The sequence below is a fragment of the Thiobacillus sp. genome (genome assembly GCA_024235835.1).
Taxonomy (GTDB): Bacteria; Pseudomonadota; Gammaproteobacteria; order Burkholderiales; family Thiobacillaceae; genus PFJX01.
Genome location: JACKLQ010000001.1, coordinates 1634782 through 1651532 on the forward strand (window position 1 = coordinate 1634782; position 16751 = coordinate 1651532).

Here is a 16751-nt window from a genome sequence, read left to right on the forward strand (position 1 = left end):
GATGCCAAAACAGTCTTGTACACTCGGACACCCTTTGAAACCGATTATATCGGCGCTTCCGCCTCGGACGCCGCGACTCCCACTGCCGATAGCCATGTCGCCCGAACCCAGTTTCCGAACCTGTACGCCGGCCAAACCGTTGCAAACATACGTGTACGGGAGAACACCCTAATGAATCAGGCCATCCGCGACTGGTGGAAAACCCTGGCCCTCATCGCCCTGGTCTGGACGGGGCTCTTCGCCCTGCTGCACCCCACCGGCGCCAACATGGTGGCCATCTGGGAGCGGTCGGAAACCTATGCCCACGGTTACATCGTCCTGCCCATTGCCCTCTGGCTGGTATGGCGCAAACGCCATCTGCTCATGTCCACCCAGGCGGCACCGGACCTGCGCCTGCTGGTGCTGGCCATCGGCGCCGCCGGGCTCTGGCTGGCGGCCCGGCTCATGAGCGTGAACGTGGTGGAGCAGTATGCCTTCGTGGGCCTGCTCATCGTGGCCACCTGGATGCTGGTGGGCACCAAGACTTCCCGGGCCATGCTGTTCCCCCTGGCCTACCTGCTGCTGATGGTGCCCAACGGCGACAACTTCATGCCCGCTTTGATGGATTTCACCGCCGACTTCACGGTATTCATGGTGCGACTGATAGGCCTGCCGGTGTATCGGGACGGCACTTTCTTTTCCCTGCCCAGCGGCGACTGGAGCGTGGTGGAAGGCTGTTCGGGCATCCGCTACATCATCTCCTCCGTGACCCTGGGCCTGCTGTATGCCTATCTGACCTACCGCACCCCCTGGAAACGCTTCGCCTTTGCCGTCGCCTCCTTCGTGGTGCCCATCATCGCCAACGGTATGCGGGCCACTCTCATCGTGCTCATCGCCCACTACTCCGACATGACCATGGCCCTGGGGGTGGATCACTTCATCTATGGCTGGGTGTGGTTCGGCATCGTCATGCTCATCATGTTTGCCGTGGGCAACATCTGGCGCGAAGACACCCTGGACGAGGAACACCATGCCCCGCCCGCCATTTCTCCCAAACGGGCCATCGTGCCCGCCGGGGTGCTGCTGGCCGTTGTGGCCCTCTTCCCCATGTATGAAAGCCATCTCAGCAACCGGGAACCTCTGCCTTCCCCCCTGGCCCGGGTCACCCCTCCCGCCGACTGGACCGAAACCTCCACCCCGGTCACGGAATGGACACCCAACTGGGCCGGACTGGATGACCAGCGGATCCTGCATCTGCAACAGGGCGATGACCGGGTGATGCTGTTCCTGGGCTGGTATGGCGCCCAGCGCCAGGGGTCGGAACTGGTCAACTTCGACAACCAGCTGGTGCCCCAGAAGCACCCCATCTGGCGCAAGCCCACCGAGACCGGGCGCGTCGTCGAGATAGGTGGCCAGTCCCTGGACCTGCGCCAGGCCAAGGTGGATTCCCTGGTGCAGAACCAGAAAATGATGGTGTGGTACTGGAACCGCATGGCGGGCGAGTCCACCACCAGCGCCGCCCGCATCAAGGTGGCCCTGGGTCTGCGCACGCTGGGCGGAACCGACGATGCCGGTGCCGTGGTCATCATCGCGGCGCCTTACCAGGAAAGGCCGGAAACTGCGGAAGCTGTCCTGCGCCGTTTTGTCGCCGACCTGCAACCGTCCATCAACCCGGTACTGGACCACCGGGGACCATGACCGATACGCGTCCCCTCATCGCCCATGTGGTCTATCACTTCGGCACCGGCGGCATGGAAAACGGCATGGTCAATCTGTTCAACCACCTGCCGCCGGAGCGTTTCCGACACATGGTGATCAGCCTGGCCGGCTACGGCGACTTCCGCCACCGCATCACCGCCCAGGAGGTGGCCTTCCACGACCTGGGCAAGCGCCCTGGCCACGACTACAGCTGGATGGCCCGGCTGTACCGCCAGCTTCGCCAGCACCGCCCCGCCATCCTCCACACCCGCAACCTCAACGCCCTGGAAGCCCAGTTCGTGGGCGCGGCCTGCCGTGTGCCTGGCCGGGTCCACGGCGAGCACGGCCGGGACATGAGCGACATCGACGGCCGCAACTGGAAATACAACCTGCTGCGCCGCGCCGGCCGCCGGGTCGTGCACCGCTACATCGCGGTCAGCCGGGACCTGGAAGGCTGGCTGAAAAATACCGTGCACGTACCTGCCCCACGCATCACCCAGATATACAACGGCGTGGACCAGAAGCGCTTCCATCCCCGGGGCGACGAGTCCCGTCCCGAAGTGGGCCCGGACGGCTTTTTCGACGGCGCCACCTGCGTCATCGGCAGCCTGGGCCGCATGGTGGCGGTGAAGGACTACCCCACCCTGACGAAAGCCTTCATCCAGCTTTGCCAGCGCGCCGCCGACCCGCACGGCCTGCGCCTGGTCATCGTGGGGAATGGTCCGGCCATGGCCGAGTGCCAGGCCCTGTTGCACGCCGCGGGCCTGGGCGGCCAGGCCTGCTTTCCCGGCGATCGCACCGACACGCCGGACTGGCTGCGGGCCATGGACGTGTTCGTCCTGCCCTCCCTGGGGGAAGGGATTTCCAATACCATCCTGGAGGCCATGGCCACGGGCCTGCCCATCGTGGCCACACGGGTGGGCGGCACGCCGGAACTGGTGCGGCAAGGGGAAAACGGCAGCATGTGGTCCCCCGGAGACGTAACTGGCCTCGCAAACCTGCTGGCTGGCTACGTGGCCGATCCGGCCCGGCGTAAGGAAGAAGGCCGGGCCGCCCGACAGCGGGTCGAGCAGACATTCTCCTGGTACCGGGCCGCGGCGTCCTACCAGGCGGTTTATGAAAATCTACTCAGCAAAAAGCCATGACTGAAATCCTCTGCATCGTCGGCGCCCGACCGAATTTCATGAAAATCGCCCCCATCATGGCGGCCTTCGCGGACCAAGGCATCCGGGCCAAGCTGGTGCACACCGGCCAGCACTACGACCCGGCCATGAGCGACAGCTTCTTCGAGCAACTGGGCATTCCCCGCCCGGACGTGAACCTGGAGGTGGGTTCCGCCAGCCACGCGGTGCAGACCGCCGAGATCATGCGCGCCTTCGAGCCGGTGCTGGACCTGGAAAAGCCCAAGGCCGTGCTGGTGGTGGGGGACGTGAACTCCACCATCGCCTGCGCCCTGGTGGCGGCCAAGAAGGGCGTCAAGGTCATCCACGTGGAGGCAGGCCTGCGCAGCTACGACCGGGGCATGCCGGAGGAGATCAACCGGGTGCTCACCGACCAGATCTCCGACCTGCTGTTCACCACGGAGCGGGAGGCCCTGGCCAACCTGCAGAAGGAGGGCATCGCCGCCGAGCGGGTGCATTTCGTCGGCAACGTCATGATCGACACCCTGCTGGGCCACCTGGAACGGGCCGTGCCGGCGGAAACGACCCTGGGTGGCAAGCCGGCCCGGGGGTATGCCTCCGTGACCCTGCACCGACCCTCCAACGTGGACGACCCCGCCGTGTTCAAGGGCCTGCTGGACACCCTGGACCGGGTGGCGGAACGCATGGACGTGGTATTCCCCATCCATCCCCGCACCCGGGCCACGGCGGAGAAGTTCGGTTTTTCCCCGCTGCTGGATCGCCCCGGCATCCGCCTGCTGCCGCCCCAGGGCTACCTGGAGATGCTGGGCCTGACCCGGGACGCCACCGTGGTCATCACCGATTCCGGCGGCCTCCAGGAGGAAACCACCGCCCTGGGGGTGCCCTGCATCACCGTGCGGGACAACACCGAGCGGCCCATTACCCTCACCGAGGGCACCAACACCCTCACCGGCCCCGACCCGGACAAAATCTGGCCCGTGTTCGAGGAGGTGCTGGCCACCGGCGGCAAGCGGGGACGCATCCCGGAATTCTGGGACGGCCAGGCGGCGGTGCGCATCGCCGGTTTTCTGCGGGGCTGGCTGGATAAACGAAACTGAGACTGGACCAGGAAGGCGACGCAAAGACATGTGCGGCATCACCGGCATCTTCGACCTGCGCGGCCAGCGCCCCATCGACCGGGACGTGATGCAGCGCATCAACGACATGCAATGGCACCGGGGACCGGACGAGTCCGGCCTGTACCTGGAACCGGGCCTGGGCTTCGGCCACCGGCGCCTGTCCATCATCGACATCGCCGCCGGCCAGCAGCCCATGTTCAACGAGGACGGCACTGTGGCCGTGGTGTTCAACGGCGAGATCTACAACTTCGTCGACCTGATCCCCGAACTCACCGCCCTGGGCCATACCTTCAAGACCCGCTCGGATACGGAAACCATCGTCCACGCCTGGGAGCAGTGGGGCGTGGACTGCGTGCACCACTTCAGGGGCATGTTCGCCTTCGCCCTGTGGGACAGGAACCAGCAGGTATTCTTCATGGCCCGGGACCGCCTGGGGGTGAAGCCCCTGCACTACGCCGTCACGGACGAAGGCTTCCTGGTGTTCGGCTCCGAACTCAAGACCCTCACCGCCTGGCCCGGCTTCCGCCGGGACATCGACGACGAGGCGGTGGAGGACTACTTCGGCTACGGCTACGTGCCCGAGCCCCGCACCATCTACAAGTCGGCCCTGAAGATGCCCCCCGGCCACCGCCTCCTGATCCGCCGGGGCCAGCCCGTGACGGCCCCCGAGGAATACTGGGACGTGCCCTTCCAATCGGTGGGCGCCCTCAGCCTGGAGGCCGCCGAATCCGAATTCATCGAGCGCTTCCGGGAGGCCGTGAAGATCCGCATGGTGGCCGAGGTACCCCTGGGGGCCTTCCTCTCCGGCGGTGTGGATTCCTCCGCCGTGGTGGCCATGATGGCGGGCCTGTCCAGCCAGCCCGTAAAGACCTGCTCCATCGCCTTCCCGGACCCCAAGTACGACGAATCCGCCTACGCCAAGCAGGTGGCGGACCGCTACCGCACCGACCACCACATCAATATGGTGGAGTCCGACGACATCAGCCTCGTCGATGAACTGGCCCGGCTCTACGACGAGCCCTACGCCGACTCCTCCGCCATGCCCACCTACCGGGTCTGCCAGCTGGCGCGCAAGGACGTCACCGTGGCCCTGTCCGGTGACGGCGGCGACGAGAACTTCGCCGGCTACCGCCGCTACCGCTGGCACTCCTACGAGGAGCGCATGCGCCACCTGCTGCCCTACGGGATGCGCAAGCCCCTGTTCGGCTTCCTGGGCAGCACCTATCCCAAGGCGGACTGGGCTCCCAAGGTGCTACGCGCCAAGACAACCTTCCAGGCCATGGCCCGGGACACGGTGGAAGGCTATTTCCACGGCGTTTCGGTCATGGGGGACGATCTGCGCGACAAGGTCTACAGCGCCGCCTTCAGGAAGCGCCTGAACGGCTACCGGGCGGTGGAGGTATTGCGCCGCCACCACGCCCACTCCCCCGTGCGGGACGGCGATGCCGTATCCCAGGTGCAGTACCTGGACATGAAAACCTACATGGTGGGGGACATCCTCACCAAGGTAGACCGGGCCAGCATGGCCCACGCCCTGGAGGTACGGGTGCCCTTCCTGGACCACAAGCTCATGGAATGGGTCTCCGGCCTGCCGGTGGACTACAAGCTCCACGGCACGGAGGGCAAGTACATGCTCAAGAAGGCCCTGGAACCCCACCTGCCCCACGACATCATGTACCGGCGCAAGATGGGCTTCTCCATTCCCCTGGCGGAGTGGTTCCGGGGGCCGCTGAAGGACAAGTTGTATACCGCGTTAACCTCCCAGCGCATGGCCGACACGGGCCTGTTCGACATGGCCTTCCTCAAGCGCATGGCCGATGACCATGCCAAGGGGGTACGGGACTACAGCGCCTCCCTGTGGTCCCTGTACATGTTCGAGGCCTTTCTGCGACACCAGGAATCGTCCGGTTCGGCCACCTGATCAGCCGTTTCCATGCCCATTCCCACGTTTGCAAACATACGAATCGACGAGAATAAGTTGACCGGTTATGTCCTCAACCTCAACCACCCCGAAGGCCGGCACAAGGCACGCGTGTTCAGGTCGGCCCTGGGGCTGACCATCTCGGACGCGCCCTGGCTGGCTCAGGCCATAAAGCTTGCATTGCCCGAAACCAGGATGGCATTGCAGTCCCAGTCCGAGTGGGGGTCCATTTACCGTTCGGACATCCTGCTGCATCGTGGCAACCGTTGCGCCAAAGTCCGCACCGCTTGGTTGTGCACTGACCAGGAAACTAGACTGGTCACCTGTTTTGTCATTGGAGAATGCGATGAAAACACTTGATGTGGTCGCCACCCTGGAGGACATGCCAGCCAAGCGCCTCACGAAGGGGCAGGTCGGCACCATCGTCGAGACCCTGGGATCAGGCATGTATCTCGTGGAATTCGCCGATCTGAATGGCATCGCCTACGCCATTGAGCCGATTCCCGGCGACAAGCTCATGGCACTTCGACACGCCCCGGCCATGGCCGCATAACCATACAAATTCGTTCATGACCCTGCGCATCCTCCACGTCTTCGACCACTCCCTGCCCCTGCATTCCGGCTACACCTTCCGCAGCGCCAATATCCTGCGGGGCCAGCGCCGCCTGGGCTGGGAAACCTTCCACCTCACCAGTCCCAAGCATTTGAACCCCAAGGGCCTGGAAGAAGAGGCCGATGGCCTGCGGTTCTATCGCACGCCCCAACCCGATGGCCTGGCCAGCAAGCTGCCGGTGGTGAACCAGTGGGCCCTGATGGAAGCCACGGAAATCCGCCTCATGGACCTGGCCAAGCAACTGCGACCGGACATCATTCACGCCCATTCCCCCGTCCTGAATGCCTGGCCCGCCATCCACGTGGGCCGTGCCCTGGGCATTCCCGCTGTCTATGAAATCCGCGCCTTCTGGGAAGACGCCGCCGTGGACCACGGCACCCAGAAGGAAGGTGGCCTGCGCTACCGTCTAACCAAGACCATGGAGACCCGGGCCGTGCGTGCCGCCAGCCAGGTGGTCACCATCTGCCAGGGCCTGCGGGGCGACCTGATATCCCGGGGCATCCCCAGCGACATGATCGGCGTGGTGCCCAACGCCGTGGACATCGATCACTTCCAGCTCAGCGCCGGCCCCGACCCCGAGTTGAAGGCCAAACTGGGCCTGGAGGGCTGTCGGGTGATCGGCTTCCTGGGCTCCTTCTACGCCTACGAGGGCCTGGACCTGCTGCTGGCCGCCCTGCCGAATATCCTGGAGCAGGCGCCGGACGTGCGCGTGCTGCTGGTGGGCGGCGGCCCCCAGGAGGCCAACCTCAAGGCCCAGGCGCAAAGCATGGGCCTGGCCGACAAGGTGGTGTTCGTGGGCCGGGTGCCCCACGCCGAAGTGAGCCGCTACTACGACCTGGTGGACCTGCTGGCCTATCCCCGCCACGCCATGCGCCTCACCGACCTGGTCACCCCCTTGAAGCCCCTGGAGGCCATGGCCCAGGGCCACCTGCTCATCGCCTCCGACGTGGGCGGCCACAAGGAACTCATCGAGGATGGCGCCACCGGCTTCCTGTTCCGCGCCGAGGACCAGGTGGACCTGGCCCGCAAGGCCCTGGAAGCCCTGAACCTGCCCGACCGGGGTACGGCCATCCGCGCCAACGGCCGGCGCTTCGTGGAAGAAGTGCGCAACTGGGACAACAGCATCGCCAACTACAAGGCCATCTACGGCAGGGCATTGGGGCGGGATTTATGAACCTCAACACCGACCATCTGGCGCGCTGCATCCGCACCCTGGAATCGTCCCTGGCGCTGCTGGACAAGGCGGAACCGGAAAGCATCGACTACGAGGTATACCGCAACGCCGTGGTCAAAGGGTTCGAACTCGTGTTGGAAACCTCCGGCAAATTGTTGCGCAAAGCCCTCAAAGCCTACGGCGGCAGTCCCAAGGCCGTGGATGAACTGTTCTACAAGGACGTCCCGCGCCATGCGGGCAAGCATGGCCTGCTTACACCGGAGGCCATCCAGCGCTGGTTTGCCTACCGCGACAACCGCAACAGCACCGCCCATGATTATGGCGAGGGGTTCGCGAAGAAGACGCTAGCGCTCATGCCGGACTTCATGGCGGATGCGCGCAATCTGGAAACCACGCTACGTAAGCGATTCGGGGGCACGGATGGCGAAGCTTGATCTGCCCGAGCATTGCCGGCTCCAACTCGTCCCGCTGTTCGAGCAACATGTGCCGGGGGCGGAAGTGTGGGCCTATGGTAGCCGGGTCAGAGGCCAGTCCCATGCGTCCAGCGACCTGGACCTGGTGGTGCGCAATCCGGCCGACCTGAGCCAATCACAGACGCGGCAGGTGATCGGGCTGCGAGAAGCCATCCGCGAAAGCAATCTGCCCATCCTGGTGGACGTGTTGGACTGGGCCAACATCCCCCCGCCATTCCGTGGCGAGATCGAACGGGCTCATGTGGTCATCTATGCGCCGAGCAAGACCAAGAACCAAGTCCGGCACAAGCCACCACAGGGCTTGAATGAACTTGGCGGTAGCGAGCCGCGGGCCGAGGAAATTCCCCGTCGCCGCGAAACCGGGGATGATCGGCAGGACGAGGAGCAGCATGCCCCCCGCCGATAACAACCCTCATGCCGGCACCCCTGCCCTCAGGCCACCGGGTGGAGTCCTTTGCCGTAGGGCCATGAAGCCACGGTTGAGCCACATCAGGGAACTGCCTTGACCATCGAACCCCGCCTCATCGTCTTCTCCAGCCTGTTCCCCAACGCGGTCCAGCCCACGGCCGGGCTGTTCATCCGCGAACGCATGTTCCGCGTGGGCAAGCAGTTGCCCCTGGTGGTGGTCTCCCCCAAGCCCTGGTTTCCCGGCCAGGGACTCATTCGCCTGTTCCGGCCTCACTACCGCCCCATGCCCGCCCGGATGGAAGTCCAGTCCGGCTTTGAAGTGCACTTCCCCCGCTTCCTGGCCATTCCCGGCCTGTTCCGGGGCCTGGACAGCCTGTTCATGGCCCTGGCCAGCTATTCCACCCTGCGCCGCCTCAAGGCCCGGGGCCACAACCTCATCGACGCCCACTTCGCCTACCCGGACGGCCACGCCGCCACCAAGCTTGGCCGCTGGCTGGGCCTGCCCGTCACCGTCACCCTGCGGGGCACGGAAATGCCCCAGAGCCGCAACCCCGCCCTGGTACCCAGGCTGCGGGAGGTGTTCCGGGACGCCGGCAAGGTCATCACCGTCTCCGATTCCCTGCGCCGCCTGGCTCTTTCCCTGGGCCTTTCCGAAGACCGGGGCCAGGTGGTGGGCAACGGCGTGGACGCGGACAAGTTCGCCCCCGTACCTCGTCAGGAAGCCCGTACCCGCTACCACCTGCCCGAAAACGCCAAGGTGCTCATCACCGTGGGCGGCCTGGTGGAGCGCAAGGGCTTCCACCGCGTCATCGCCTGCCTGCCGGCGTTGCTGAAGGCCCACCCGGACCTGCACTACCTGGTGGTAGGCGGCCCCTGCCCCGAGGGCGACATGAGCCAGGCGCTGAAGGATCAAGCCGCTAACCTGGGCCTGGCCGATCGGGTGCACTTTCTGGGCTCCATTCCCCCCGCCGAACTGAAATGGCCCCTCTCCGCCGCCGACGTCTTCGTCCTCTCCACCCGCAACGAGGGCTGGGCCAACGTCATCCTGGAGGCCATGGCCTGCGGCCTGCCCGTGGTGGCCACCGACGTGGGCGGCAACGCCGAGGTGGTGAGCCGACCGGATCTGGGCGAGATCGTGCCTTTCGACGACCATGCCGCCCTCACCCAGGCCATGGGCCGGGCGCTGGCGAAGGTGTGGGATGCATCCGCGCTCCGCGCTTATGCGGAAGAAAATAGTTGGGATAATCGGATGGAAACACTTGCCCACATTTTCACGAGCACACTTCTGTCCCACCAGGGAACCGGCAAGAAACCGCCCATTGCGAACTCTGAAGCACGAGTCGATACATGCCATGACTGACCCGAATACCCCCTCCACGCCACCGGAGTTGGAAGTACTAGTCAGACAGCGCCTGGAAACCTTTCCGGAGCTGGCGTTTGCCGTATTGGTGGGTAGCCGTGCGAAGGGCACGGCACACGCGGGCAGCGACTGGGATATCGCGCTCCAATGGAACCCCCGGCCCGATTGGTTCGCGCAACTCGCGGCCCAGGAAACCTTGCGTCACGAAATTGCGAACATCCTGCAAGTCCCGCCGGAACACATTGATTTGATCGACCTCGCCCGCGCCAGCCTTGCGATGCGTGCCAACGTCGCCGAAGAAGGCCGGCTCCTGGCAGGGGGGGCCGGACTTGCATGGTTTCGCTTCCTGACCAGGACTTGGCGCGAACTTGAAGACCATTACTGGGAACGTAGCCATGCGGCTTGACCTCTACCAAGCCGAAACAGCGCGCATCGCTACCGAGCAGTCCGCATTGCTGGAAACTGCCAAACAGCTTCTGGAGCAAGGCATTTCCTTATCTCCCCTGGAACAGAGCGGTGTCCTGCATGCTCTGCAAGTCCTGATTGAAAATGCCATCGGCAAGGCCAAGCAGTTGATAAAGGTCCGGAATGAGCCTGTTCCCCTCTCCGCTTATGATGCATTCGCCGTCCTGGTACGCCTCGGGAGCATCCAGCAGAGCCAACTTCCGGCATGGAACGCGGTTGTTGGACTCCGCAACCGTATCGTGCATGACTACATGAACATCGACATGGCCAAGGTCCTGGATCTGGTCCGCCATGGTAGGTACTCGTTCGTGGCCGATTTTCTGCTTGCCCAACCATGAATCTATGCACCCACATGGTTAACGGAACCGTCCTCCCCCTGCAGGAACGCCCGATCCACCATGACACCTTGCGCATACGCAGCGCAACGGATCAAAGCCAGTACTGGCCGCATGCGAAGCTGGAAGCCTCCGAGGAGGAGCGCTGATCATGAGAACTCCCTTCCTCCTCTCCCGCCACCTGGTCTATCCCATCCAGGAAAAGGCCTTCCACCGCCCCACCTTCCCCTACCTGGCCCAGCTGGAAAAAAGCCAGTGGCTCTCCCGTGAAGGCGTGGAGCAATTGCAACTGGAGAAACTCCGCGCCCTGCTGGCGGTGGCCCGGGAACACTGCCCCTGGCACCGGCAGCGCCTGGAGGTGGCGGGCCTGTCGCCCGACAAACTGGGCTCCCTGGCCGACCTGCGCCGCCTGCCCACCATGGACAAGGCCATGGCCGCGGCCAACCGGGAACAGCTGGTGTGGAAGGACGTGCCCGGGGGCGCCTACCAGTACAACACCGGCGGCTCCAGCGGCCAGCCCCTCATCTTCTTCTTCGGTCGCACCCGCCAGGCCTCCGACGCCGCCGGCCGCATCCGTGCCCGCCGCTGGTGGGGCGTGGAGGTGGGCGAGCCCGAGGTCTATATCTGGGGCGCCCCGGTGGAACTGAACAAGACGGACTGGGTAAAGACCGTCCGGGACCGCCTCTTGAACCAGCTGGTACTCAACGCCTTCGCCATGTCGCCGGAGCGCATGGACGGCTACCTGGATGCCCTGGAATCCTTCCAGCCCCGTAGCATCTATGGCTACTCCAGCTCCGTGGCCCTGCTGGCGGCCCACGCCCGGGAACGGGGCCGGCGCCTGCGCCTGCCGAAACTCAAGGTGGTCTGCACCACGGGGGAACCCCTGTACGAGCACCAGCGCAGTCTGCTCACGGAGGTCTTCGGCGTGCCGGTGGCCAACGAGTTCGGCAGCCGCGACATCGGCTTCACCGCCCATGAGACGCCCCACGGCCAGATGCTGCTCATGAGCGAAAGCATCCTCCTGGAAGTGCTGGATCCCCAGGGCAACCCGGTGGCCCCCGGCGAGATGGGCGAGGCGGTCATGACCGGTTTGTGCTCCGAGGCCCAGCCCTTCATCCGCTACCGCACCGGCGACATGGTGCGCATGAGCCCGGAGCCGGACAAGGACGGCCGGGGCCTCCACGTCATCGCCGAGGTCATGGGCCGGCAGACGGACTTCCTGGTGCGGGCCGACGGCACCATCATGCACGCCCTGGCGGGCATCTATGTATTGCGGGCCGTGGACGGGGTGGGCGAATTCAAACTCATCCAGCACAACCGCCTGGAGCTGGAGGTGCAGGTAGTGCCCAACGGCCGCTGGCGGGCGGACATGACCCAGGCGATAGAATCCGGCCTGCGCCAGCGCCTGGGCAATGAGGTTCGCATCCAGGTCCGGCTTTTGGATACCATCCCCCCCGAGGCCTCCGGAAAGCACCGCTACGTGGTCAGCCACGTACGCTTGGAAGGCAGATTGGAAGTCGCCACGGCCCTGCATAGACTCGATAACACAAACGGTTCCAATATTGGAACCACGCGTTTATAGTGCCGTCCAAGAAAATACTGGACCAAATGCGCCGCGAACCCGCCAATGTCAGGTTCCGCGAGCTCATGAAAGTATGCGAGGAATACTTTGGAAAATCACGCCAGATGGGCACAAGCCACGCCATCTTCAAGACCCCCTGGATCGGTGATCCACGAATCAACATCCAGGACGACAAGGGCAAGGCGAAGCCCTATCAGGTAAGACAGGTTCTTCTGGCAATCGACAAGCTTGAGGGCATAAAAAATGAACGTTGATCACTACACTTACCGCGTCACCTGGTCGCCCGAGGATGGCGAGCATGTCGGGTTGTGCGTCGAGTTCCCATCGCTCTCATGGCTGACGAGCGAGCCAGAGGCTGCACTCCAGGGAATTCGCAAGCTGGTGGCCGATGTCGTCGCCGACATGGAAGCCGCCGGAGAGAGCATTCCAGTACCCTTGGCGGAAAGGCGCTACAGTGGTGAGTTCCGCGTCCGCATCCCACCGGAAATCCATCGGGCCCTGGCCATGCAGGCTGCCGAGCAGGGAGTTAGCCTGAATCGCCTGGCCAGTGCGAAACTGGCCGCCTGAAATGGCTTCGGTCACGCCAACGTCCGGACTTTGCCTGGCACCTTCGTTCAAACCGCATTGAGATATCCTCGCTAGATATGGACATCGCCAAACTCATCGGCCTGCCCTTCCGCTATCAACCTTGGCGGCCCCGCCACCTGCGCCTGATCCTGGCGGATGCCACCAACCCCGCCACCCAGGAACAGCGGGAGCACAAGGCCCACCTGGCCGCCGCCATAGACTGGCTGTGCCACGCCCAGGACGTGCGCGACGGCCGCCCCGACGCTGGTGGCGTGGCCGCCGGCTGGAGCTTCGAGGACGGCTGGCTGCCCAGCTACCCGGAAACCACCGGCTACATCATCGAAACCTTCCTGGCCGCCGCCAGGATCCTCGACCGTCCGGAACTGGTGGACCGGGCCGGCCGCATGATCGACTGGGAACTCTCCCTCCAGGCCCCCGACGGCGCCTTCCCCGGCCATTTCGGCGAGCCCGGCTCCCACCCCGTGATCTTCAACCAGGGCCAGATCATGCACGGCCTGGTGGCGGGCTACACCCAACTGGGCCGCCAGGACTGCCTGGAGGCCATGGTGCGCGCCGGCCACTGGTTCATCCAGCAGCAGGACCCGGACGGCTGCTTCCGCAAGTTCGAGCACAACGGCACACCCCACGTCTACAACACCCGCGCCACCTGGGCCCTCATGGCCGCCGGCCTGGTGTCCGGCGAGCAGGCCCTGGTGGACGGCGCCCGCCGCAACCTGGACTGGGCCCTCACCCAACAGACCCCCTCCGGCTGGTATGCCACCAACGCCTTCGTGCCGGAGCGTTCCCCTTTCACCCACACCATCGCCTACGCCATCCGGGGCTTCCTGGAATGCGGCGTGCTGGAGGGCGAGCAGCGCTACATCGACTCCGCCCTCAAGGCCGGCAAGGGCATGGCCCGGGCCCAGCGCCGGGACGGCTGGCTGGCGGGCACCTACAAGGACGGCTGGCTGGCGGACGCCGGCTACGCCTGTCTCACCGGCATTGCCCAGATGAGCCTCAACTGGACCCGCATGGCCCAGGTCACCGGCGATGACTCCTTCCGTACCCATGCCCGGGCAGGCCTGGCCTATCTGAAGTCCACCCAGCGGCTGGACGACGCCGACGCCACCATCCGGGGCGGCATCGCCGGCTCCAGCCCCATCTGGGGCGACTATTCCCGCTTCGAATACCCCAACTGGGCCTGCAAGTTCTTCGCCGATGCCCTGATGATGGATTTGGAGGACATCGCAATTCCACCTGTGCCTCATGCCGGATCCAACGAAGAAGGCCAAGGATAGAAAACTCCATGGCCTCTAGAATTCCTATCCCGCAAGAACGGATCGCCGCCATCTGCCGGCAATACCACGTAAGGAAACTTGCCTTGTTCGGATCTGTGCTGCGCGCCGACTTTCGCACGGACAGCGATGTGGACATCCTCGTCGAATTTGAACCGGGACATACACCCAGTTTTTTCGGCCTGGCCCGCATTGAAAGGGAACTCGCCCAACTCATTGGCAGAACCGTTGATTTGAGAACGGCCGATGACCTCAGCAGATATTTCCGGCAGGACGTGCTGGAGAAGGCGGAAATCCAGTATGAACAGTGACGATCTAATCCGTCTCATGCACATGCTGGATGCCGCACGCGAAGCCACAGGCTTCTTCAAGGGCATTGAAAAACGCCAACTCCACGAAAACCGCATGCTTCTGCTTGCCACGGTGAAGGAACTCGAAATCGTTGGCGAGGCGGCCGCGAAAATATCCGCCGAAACGAAGGAAAATTGCGCTGAGATTCCCTGGGCGGACATCATTGGTATGCGTCACCGTCTTGTGCACGCCTATTTCGACATAGATACAGAGGTCGTTTGGCAAACGATTGCCCGCGATATCCCTCCCCTAATCACGCTGCTGGAAGGCGTGCTCGAAAAGTCAGTGCAGTCTCAAAGAACATCCACATGAGCAGCCACGTCAACAAACTCCGCGTCATGGTCCTGTGCGGACGCAGCCCCCGTCACCTCCATGTGGCCAACGCGCTTTGCAAGGCGGCGGACGTGCTCGCCATCGTGCAGGAGAACGGCTCCGAGTTCTCCTGGAAGAAACTGGCCAGGACCCTGCGGCCGGACAATTTCTTCCGCAAGGCCTGGCGCTGGCTGAGGGACCGCCGGCGCTACACCGGCAACCCGGAAGCCAAATTCTTCTTCGGCCAGCAAACACCCCATCTGGACCACCCGGAACTGGTGCGGGAGTTCCCGCACATCAACCACCCGGACGTGGTGCAACTGGCGCGGGAGCTCCAGCCCGACATGCTGTGCGTGTTCGGCACCTCCCTCATCCGGGGCGACCTGCTGAAGGAAGGCCGGCTGGGCATCGCCAACCTGCATGGGGGCCTCTCCCCCGAGTATCGGGGTGCCGACTGCACCTTCTGGGCCCTGTTCAACGGCGAGCCGGAGAAAGTGGGCTGCACCCTGCACTGGATCGACACGGGCATCGATACCGGCGGCCTCATCGCCCACATCAGCCCGAAGATCGAGCCCGACGACGACGAACTGCGCCTTTTCTGGCGCAGCGTGCAGACCAGCGCCGACGTCTACGCAGAATTCCTGGCCCGCACGGCCGCCGGCGAGCGATTCGGCCAGGTCCAGCCCCACAAGGGCAGGCTCTACCAGGTCAAGCAGCGGGGACTTCGCCATGAACGACTGGTGGACCAGCGCCTGAAGGACGGCCTGCTGCGCAACCTCCGTCTGGACGCCCGGGTGACCTGGTTCCCCGCCGCGACCGCCACCAACGGCCGAGTAGGCTGATCGCCGTATGCGCGACATCCTGGTCACCGCCATCGTCCTGGTCTGGTTGTTCCTGATCCTGCGAAAGGCCCACTACGGCGGCTACCTCTGGGCCTGGCTGAGCTACATGAACCCCCACAAGCAGTGCTGGGGGTTCGCCATGAACATGCCGTTTGTGTACGCCTCTTTCCTGGTGACGGTGGCGTCCATGTTCATGAGCAAGGAGCCCAAGCGCATCCCCTGGACACGGGAGACCATCCTGTTAGCCGCTTTCATGGGGTGGATGACCATCACCACGTTCATGGCGTTCTATTCCGGTCTGGCCTGGGAACAATGGAACAAGGTCCTCAAGATCCAGGTAGGCACCTTCATGACCCTGATGCTCATCAACAGCAAAGACCGCATCCGTATTTTCATCTGGGTCATCTGCCTGTCTTTGGGCTACTACGGCATCAAGGGCGGCATCTTCACCATCGCCCACGGCGGCACCTACCGGGTGCAGGGCCCTGCCAGCACCTTCTTCGAGGGCAATAACGAAATGGGCCTGGCCCTCATCATGACCGTGCCCCTCATGCGCTATCTGCACCTGGTGGAGCCCCGCCAGTGGGTCAAGCTGGGTTTGGCGGGCGCCATGTTCCTCACCACCATCGCTGCGTTCGGCACCCAGTCCCGGGGGGCCCTGGTGGCCCTGGCGGCCATGGGCACCATGCTCTGGCTGAAGAGCCGCAACAAGTTCATGACCGCCTTGCTTTTGGGGGCCAGCATCGGTGCGGCCGTCAACATCATGCCCCAGGAATGGTGGGACCGCATGAACACCATCAAGACCTATCAGCAAGACGAATCCGCCCTGGGCCGCATCAACGCCTGGCATACAGCCTTCAACGTGGCGAAGAGCAACATCACCGGCGGGGGCTTCGAGATGTTCCGCTACCCCACTTTTCGTCAATACGCCCCGGACCCCAACCGGGTCCACGACGTGCACAGCATCTACTTCGAAGTCATGGGCGAACATGGCTTCATCGGCTTCTTCATGTTCGTAAGTCTGATCGCGCTGACCTGGATCAAAGCCAGCGGCATCATCCGCGCCTGTAGAAAAGATCCAGACAAGAAGTGGGCGGCGGACCTGGCAGCCATGTT

20 protein-coding genes are annotated in these 16751 nt (G+C 64.2%); all 20 read left to right on the forward strand.

Annotated elements, in window-relative coordinates:
* Positions 1–171: 171 nt before the first annotated feature.
* A complete protein-coding gene (gene xrtA / locus H6935_08115; GenBank protein ID MCP5278312.1) occupies positions 172–1677 on the forward strand; it encodes an exosortase A in 1506 nt (501 codons plus the stop codon).
* On the forward strand, positions 1674–2822 hold the full coding sequence (locus tag H6935_08120) for a TIGR03088 family PEP-CTERM/XrtA system glycosyltransferase (protein ID MCP5278313.1): 1149 nt from the start codon (positions 1674–1676) through the stop codon (positions 2820–2822). The genes xrtA and H6935_08120 overlap by 4 nt, the downstream gene beginning before the upstream one ends.
* Positions 2819–3916: a UDP-N-acetylglucosamine 2-epimerase (non-hydrolyzing) gene (gene wecB / locus H6935_08125; GenBank protein MCP5278314.1), complete on the forward strand. Its 1098-nt coding sequence runs from the start codon at positions 2819–2821 to the stop codon at positions 3914–3916. Before H6935_08120 ends, wecB begins: the two co-directional genes overlap by 4 nt.
* 28 nt (positions 3917–3944) lie before the next feature.
* Positions 3945–5858 (forward strand): amidotransferase 1, exosortase A system-associated, encoded by a 1914-nt coding sequence (locus tag H6935_08130; protein ID MCP5278315.1) that lies wholly within the window; start codon positions 3945–3947, stop codon positions 5856–5858.
* Between the two features lie 12 nt (positions 5859–5870).
* Positions 5871–6218: a hypothetical protein gene (locus tag H6935_08135; GenBank protein MCP5278316.1), complete on the forward strand. Its 348-nt coding sequence runs from the start codon at positions 5871–5873 to the stop codon at positions 6216–6218.
* Positions 6205–6411, forward strand: coding sequence for a DUF4926 domain-containing protein (locus H6935_08140; protein ID MCP5278317.1), 207 nt, complete (start codon positions 6205–6207; stop codon positions 6409–6411). Before H6935_08135 ends, H6935_08140 begins: the two co-directional genes overlap by 14 nt.
* 22 nt (positions 6412–6433) lie before the next feature.
* Positions 6434–7645: a glycosyltransferase, exosortase A system-associated gene (locus H6935_08145; protein ID MCP5278318.1), complete on the forward strand. Its 1212-nt coding sequence runs from the start codon at positions 6434–6436 to the stop codon at positions 7643–7645.
* On the forward strand, positions 7642–8079 hold the full coding sequence (locus H6935_08150; protein MCP5278319.1) for a nucleotidyltransferase substrate binding protein: 438 nt from the start codon (positions 7642–7644) through the stop codon (positions 8077–8079). The genes H6935_08145 and H6935_08150 overlap by 4 nt, the downstream gene beginning before the upstream one ends.
* Positions 8066–8524, forward strand: a complete 459-nt coding sequence (locus H6935_08155) for a nucleotidyltransferase domain-containing protein (GenBank protein MCP5278320.1) — start codon at positions 8066–8068, stop codon at positions 8522–8524. Before H6935_08150 ends, H6935_08155 begins: the two co-directional genes overlap by 14 nt.
* Positions 8525–8620: 96 nt before the next feature.
* The gene (locus H6935_08160) at positions 8621–9886 is read left to right on the forward strand and encodes a glycosyltransferase (GenBank protein ID MCP5278321.1); all 1266 of its coding nucleotides are present in this window, start codon (positions 8621–8623) and stop codon (positions 9884–9886) included.
* Complete coding sequence (locus H6935_08165) at positions 9879–10292, forward strand: nucleotidyltransferase domain-containing protein (protein ID MCP5278322.1); 414 nt, start codon at positions 9879–9881, stop codon at positions 10290–10292. Before H6935_08160 ends, H6935_08165 begins: the two co-directional genes overlap by 8 nt.
* Positions 10282–10689, forward strand: a complete 408-nt coding sequence (locus tag H6935_08170; protein MCP5278323.1) for a DUF86 domain-containing protein — start codon at positions 10282–10284, stop codon at positions 10687–10689. Before H6935_08165 ends, H6935_08170 begins: the two co-directional genes overlap by 11 nt.
* A 148-nt stretch (positions 10690–10837) precedes the next feature.
* On the forward strand, positions 10838–12268 hold the full coding sequence (locus tag H6935_08175; protein ID MCP5278324.1) for a phenylacetate--CoA ligase family protein: 1431 nt from the start codon (positions 10838–10840) through the stop codon (positions 12266–12268).
* A gap of 26 nt (positions 12269–12294) precedes the next feature.
* Positions 12295–12522, forward strand: coding sequence for a toxin HicA (locus tag H6935_08180; protein ID MCP5278325.1), 228 nt, complete (start codon positions 12295–12297; stop codon positions 12520–12522).
* Positions 12512–12835, forward strand: a complete 324-nt coding sequence (locus H6935_08185) for a type II toxin-antitoxin system HicB family antitoxin (protein ID MCP5278326.1) — start codon at positions 12512–12514, stop codon at positions 12833–12835. Before H6935_08180 ends, H6935_08185 begins: the two co-directional genes overlap by 11 nt.
* A 77-nt stretch (positions 12836–12912) precedes the next feature.
* Positions 12913–14133, forward strand: coding sequence for a terpene cyclase/mutase family protein (locus tag H6935_08190; protein ID MCP5278327.1), 1221 nt, complete (start codon positions 12913–12915; stop codon positions 14131–14133).
* An 8-nt stretch (positions 14134–14141) separates the two neighbouring features.
* Complete coding sequence (locus H6935_08195) at positions 14142–14441, forward strand: nucleotidyltransferase family protein (GenBank protein MCP5278328.1); 300 nt, start codon at positions 14142–14144, stop codon at positions 14439–14441.
* Positions 14431–14793: a DUF86 domain-containing protein gene (locus tag H6935_08200; GenBank protein ID MCP5278329.1), complete on the forward strand. Its 363-nt coding sequence runs from the start codon at positions 14431–14433 to the stop codon at positions 14791–14793. Before H6935_08195 ends, H6935_08200 begins: the two co-directional genes overlap by 11 nt.
* Positions 14790–15635, forward strand: coding sequence for a formyl transferase (locus H6935_08205; protein ID MCP5278330.1), 846 nt, complete (start codon positions 14790–14792; stop codon positions 15633–15635). Before H6935_08200 ends, H6935_08205 begins: the two co-directional genes overlap by 4 nt.
* A 7-nt stretch (positions 15636–15642) precedes the next feature.
* On the forward strand, positions 15643–16751 hold a 1109-nt coding region (locus H6935_08210; GenBank protein ID MCP5278331.1), incomplete at its 3' end, for a putative O-glycosylation ligase, exosortase A system-associated.

What these genes read in the sequence shown, in the direction of transcription:
- xrtA (MCP5278312.1), top strand. Translation starts at nt 172, where the DNA reads ATGAATCAGGCCATCCGCGACTGGTGGAAAACCCTGGCCCTCATCGCC.
- H6935_08120 (MCP5278313.1), top strand. Translation starts at nt 1,674, where the DNA reads ATGACCGATACGCGTCCCCTCATCGCCCATGTGGTCTATCACTTCGGC.
- wecB (MCP5278314.1), top strand. Translation starts at nt 2,819, where the DNA reads ATGACTGAAATCCTCTGCATCGTCGGCGCCCGACCGAATTTCATGAAA.
- H6935_08130 (MCP5278315.1), top strand. Translation starts at nt 3,945, where the DNA reads ATGTGCGGCATCACCGGCATCTTCGACCTGCGCGGCCAGCGCCCCATC.
- H6935_08135 (MCP5278316.1), top strand. Translation starts at nt 5,871, where the DNA reads ATGCCCATTCCCACGTTTGCAAACATACGAATCGACGAGAATAAGTTG.
- H6935_08140 (MCP5278317.1), top strand. Translation starts at nt 6,205, where the DNA reads ATGAAAACACTTGATGTGGTCGCCACCCTGGAGGACATGCCAGCCAAG.
- H6935_08150 (MCP5278319.1), top strand. Translation starts at nt 7,642, where the DNA reads ATGAACCTCAACACCGACCATCTGGCGCGCTGCATCCGCACCCTGGAA.
- H6935_08155 (MCP5278320.1), top strand. Translation starts at nt 8,066, where the DNA reads ATGGCGAAGCTTGATCTGCCCGAGCATTGCCGGCTCCAACTCGTCCCG.
- H6935_08165 (MCP5278322.1), top strand. Translation starts at nt 9,879, where the DNA reads ATGACTGACCCGAATACCCCCTCCACGCCACCGGAGTTGGAAGTACTA.
- H6935_08170 (MCP5278323.1), top strand. Translation starts at nt 10,282, where the DNA reads ATGCGGCTTGACCTCTACCAAGCCGAAACAGCGCGCATCGCTACCGAG.
- H6935_08175 (MCP5278324.1), top strand. Translation starts at nt 10,838, where the DNA reads ATGAGAACTCCCTTCCTCCTCTCCCGCCACCTGGTCTATCCCATCCAG.
- H6935_08180 (MCP5278325.1), top strand. Translation starts at nt 12,295, where the DNA reads ATGCGCCGCGAACCCGCCAATGTCAGGTTCCGCGAGCTCATGAAAGTA.
- H6935_08185 (MCP5278326.1), top strand. Translation starts at nt 12,512, where the DNA reads ATGAACGTTGATCACTACACTTACCGCGTCACCTGGTCGCCCGAGGAT.
- H6935_08190 (MCP5278327.1), top strand. Translation starts at nt 12,913, where the DNA reads ATGGACATCGCCAAACTCATCGGCCTGCCCTTCCGCTATCAACCTTGG.
- H6935_08195 (MCP5278328.1), top strand. Translation starts at nt 14,142, where the DNA reads ATGGCCTCTAGAATTCCTATCCCGCAAGAACGGATCGCCGCCATCTGC.
- H6935_08200 (MCP5278329.1), top strand. Translation starts at nt 14,431, where the DNA reads ATGAACAGTGACGATCTAATCCGTCTCATGCACATGCTGGATGCCGCA.
- H6935_08205 (MCP5278330.1), top strand. Translation starts at nt 14,790, where the DNA reads ATGAGCAGCCACGTCAACAAACTCCGCGTCATGGTCCTGTGCGGACGC.